Source organism: Frankia sp. CcCS3 (genome assembly GCF_977927575.1).
The window spans coordinates 1-3145 of sequence record NZ_CDWRCL010000334.1; the positions used below are offsets into that span (position 1 = coordinate 1).

Here is a 3145-nt window from a genome sequence, read left to right on the forward strand (position 1 = left end):
GGTACTGGCTGTAGAGCGCCCACAGAGCGCCGAGCGAGACCTGGCCGTCCTTCCAGATCTGCGGGACCTTGCTGATCGCCAGGCGGATCGTCGCCGCGGCCTGCCTCGTCGAGAGGTCGCCGTCGTTGCCGAGGCGGCGGGACACCCGCTCGGCGAGCGAGGTGGACTGCCCGTCGGCCTTAGCCTCCCGGATGACGAACGGCGCGCTCGGGTCCGGCTGGGCCGGGACGAGCGCCCAGGTGAAGGTCTGCAGGAGCCTGGCCGTGACGGTCTGGTCGGTCTGGGCCTGGCGCTGGGCGGCCTGCTTCTTCTGGTTCTGGGTCAGGTCGAGGTCGGCCTCGTTGTCGAGAACGTGCTTCCAGCCGAGGTAGTCGCGGGTGGCGGCGTCGAGCTCCCCCAGCCGGGCCTCGTCGGGGGCGAGGTAGACGAGCATGTTGCGGTTGGTCCGGTTGGAGCTGCCGCGCTGCTCGGTCGCCTTCTGCGCGAAGCCCTTGGCGACCGACTTGGTGCCCCGCTTGTGGGCGAACTTCGGGTGCAGGATGACGAGGCGCGCCTCACCGGTGTCCGGGATGTCGGCGTCGTTCTCCGGGCAGACGTGGACGCCGGCGAAGTCGCCCTTCAGGCGGCCCTGGCCGAGCAGCCGCGTGACGATCTCCTTCCACACGTCCTCTTTGTGGAGCCGCTCGGCCTGGTCCTTGGCGGTGCGGGTGATGTTGGGCTGGAGATCGTACCAGTGCTTGCCGGACCCGGAGTAGAAGTAGGTCGCCCGGTCACCAAGCTGGGTCAGCGCGGAGTGGAAGTTACCCGGGACGTCGCCGGGAATCGCGGTGCCGAGGAAGACCCGCTGGGTACCGATGCCCTTGTGGACCGAGCCGGGTGCGATGGTCGGGGCCGCGCCGAAGAACACCGTGCGGGCGAGCCGCTTGGTCAGCGCTCGCTGGCCGAACAGCGGCTTCTCCTTGTCGATGCGCGCCGGCTCGGAGTTCGGGCCGTCGACATCGGCGTCGATGATCGCCTTCCAGGAGTCCTGGAGGTACTGCGTCAGCTCGGCGTTCACGTTCGCGGTGGCGAGCGGGATCGAACCCGGCATGATCAGCGGTGACGCGTCCTCGCCCGTCCAGAGCGCGTGGATCACCGTGCTCATCAGCCGCAGCACACCGCGGGTGCGCTGGAATCGCTCCAGCGAGGACCACTCCTCGTAGAGGGTGTCGAACAGCTCCGGGCGGATCGGGTAGGTCCACCTGATGCAGTACTCGTACAACGTCTCGCGTGCCTCACGCGGGAAGTCATCGGTGTACTTGCGGTACAGCTCCACGTACGCCTTGGCGGTCGCTCCGATCGAGGCGAGCGCGGCGGCGTCAGGTTGCTTGAACAGCCACTGCCTGACGATGTGGTAGGCCTCGTCCGACGACGCCGGGCGCCACTGATCAGCCACCCGGCGCACGACGTTCTGGAGCCGCTTCAAAGCTTCCAGGCCGTTGGCGCCGCCGACCTCCTCGGCGTTCCCGGCCACGATCTCCGAGTCGCCCCCGCTCTCAGAGGCAGGAATCGAGATCGCGAGCAGGACGCCCGAGGTGCCCTTCGCGGCCTCGGTCAGCGACTGGGCGAAGGTGAACTGATCGTCGAACGTGCCGCCCGCAAGGTCGTCGCGGCCCACGAGTGAGCGGGCGTAGGCGACCCACTCGTCGATCAGGATGACGGCGGGCGCGTACTTCGCCAGCAGCGTGTGGAGCGCGTCGCCGGGATGGGTGCGGTTGCTGTCCGCGGTGGCGACGATGGCGTACGCCTCGGCACCGCCGAGCTGCCAGGCCAACTCACCCCAGATCGTGTTGACGTGGGTGCCGTCGTCCTTGGTGACACCGGACGGGCTGAGGTGGTTGCCCACGATCGCGACCCGGTTCACCTCGGTGCCGGGGTAGCCGTTGGCGGTGAGCAGTTCCTGGGTCTCCTGCGGGAACTCGCCCACGGGAAGTCCGGCGGCCACGTGCCACAGCGACAGCATCGAGTGCGTCTTGCCGCCGCCGAAGTTGGTCTGAAGGTTGATAACCGGAGAGGCATTGTCGTCACCCGAAAGACGCCGCACGGCGCGGCCAATCAGGTCGCAGAGACCTTCGGTAAGATAGGTGCGCTTGAAGAACTCGACCGGGTCGGCATAGTCGGAGTCGACCTCGCCGCCGACGGCAACCTTGTAGAGGTTAGCCGCGAACTCGGAAGCGTGGAAGTTGCCGGTCGCGACGTCATCGTGGGGCTGGAGCACTTCGCGCCACGGTTTGAGGCCGGTGGCCTCGGGGTTGTCGACCGCGGCCTTGAGGACCTTCTTGTCGTCCTTGTCGGCGGCCACGCGACGCAGGTTGAGCCGGATGCCGCGGACCTCGTCGGTCTCGGCGTTCGCGCCGATGAGCTTGAGCAGGCGTTCGCCCGTGTCGAGTGCGCGGTAGGCGTCGTCGTCGCTGAACGAGCCGTTGTGCGCCCACGCGTTGCGCACCTCGCGCAGCTCGCTGGCGTAGGTCTCGCCGACGCGCCCGACGGCCTGATTGAACGGGTACCAGCCCTGCTTGTAGCCGCCGGTGATGTTGCCCTCGGTGAGCAGGCGGAACTGGACCTGCGGGTCGAGCGGGTCGTAGCTCTTGCTCGCGGGGGCGCCGTTCTTAAGGTCCTTCGCCTGGACCAGCTTCGTCCACTCAGCCCCCAGCGCCGGGTCGGCCTGTCCGATCACCGACGAGATGAAGTCGTCCAGCGCCGGGGCGAGGACCTGGAACATCCGGTCGATGCGGTCGCGGTTGCTCAGCGCCATGTCTACTCGTCCTCGTCGAAGTCGATCGCGAACTGCGTCTTGGTGGGCTTCTTCTGGGTGCGCGCGACCTCCAGAATCTCCGGCCAGCTCGTCACGAGGCTATTGAAGCTCAGAGCGTCCTTCGTCCAGCCATTGCCCTCCGCGATGCGGAAGAGAAGGTGTGTGAGCTCCTTGATGAGGTCAGCATCGACGGCGCCGTCTGGGCGGCTCAACGCCGCCTGGAGGAAGTCGCCCGCCGGGATGATACCGTCCCGTTCCAGCACCTTGATCAGATGGTGGAGGGCCTCCCAGTTGCTGGTGTGGCTGTCCTTCAGCACGTCGTAGTCCCACGACAGGTCGGCGGGCTTGATG

1 protein-coding gene and 1 pseudogene are annotated in these 3145 nt (G+C 67.6%); both read right to left on the minus strand.

What is annotated here, in order from left to right; translation table 11 throughout:
• On the minus strand, positions 1-2794 hold a 2794-nt coding region (locus tag AC08OQ_RS18815; RefSeq protein ID WP_476612279.1), incomplete at its 3' end, for a Swt1 family HEPN domain-containing protein.
• Between the two features lie 2 nt (positions 2795-2796).
• Positions 2797-3145 (minus strand): annotated as a pseudogene (locus tag AC08OQ_RS18820) (hypothetical protein); the annotation flags it as partial.